At 71.1% G+C, this 612-nt stretch carries 1 protein-coding gene; it reads right to left on the bottom strand.

Annotated elements, in window-relative coordinates; all coding sequences use genetic code 11:
* A partial coding sequence (locus GT042_RS21165) for a DUF5133 domain-containing protein (protein WP_202533364.1) occupies nucleotides 1-227 on the bottom strand: 227 nt, incomplete at its 3' end.
* Nucleotides 228-612: the final 385 nt, after the last annotated feature.

The following is a 612-nucleotide window of genomic DNA, read 5'->3' as shown; positions in this document are numbered from 1 at the left end:
CAGGCCGTGAGCCGTACGTCCGCCTCGGCCGGGTCGAGCGCCGCGGACAGCTGCTCCTCCGCGACTCTGAGCGCGTCCTCGATCGTCCGCGTCCCGGTGGAGACGCACAGGGTGTAGGTGACGTCCTCCAGCCGCCGGCGGTTCTCCAGGGAGTCCTTCGCTGTGCCGGCGACCTGGAGTTCCTCGTACCGCTCGACCAGGTTCCGGAGTATCGCGGGGTGAGCCATCAGCACGGTAACTCTCCACTTCGTCGGGCCTCGGCGGCAGTAGGGGGCCACCCGGGGGCTGGTGGGCGCATGCCCGCGGCACGCCGTGCCATGCCTGCCCGGGTCCGGATGCCTCTGTGAAACGAATCACTTATTGCACCCATACCGGTCGGTCTGACGGATCGACAGGCGCCCTCCGTCCCCGCGCCGCTCCGTCACCTGCGTTCCTCCGTCAGGTGTGCCCTTCGTCAGGTGTGCCCTCCGTCAGGTCCTGCTCGCTCCCCCGCGGCGCCTGAACCACCACGTGCCGCCGACGAGCGCCACCACGACCACCACGAAGCCGATGACGAGCGCCGGGTTCGCGCCGCCGCTCGTCTCCTCGGACGCCCCGGCGCGCGACGACGCC

This window comes from Streptomyces sp. SID3212, from assembly GCF_009865405.1.
In the GTDB taxonomy this organism is placed as follows: Bacteria; Actinomycetota; Actinomycetes; order Streptomycetales; family Streptomycetaceae; genus Streptomyces.
This window is presented reverse-complemented; position numbering and strand designations above follow the sequence as displayed.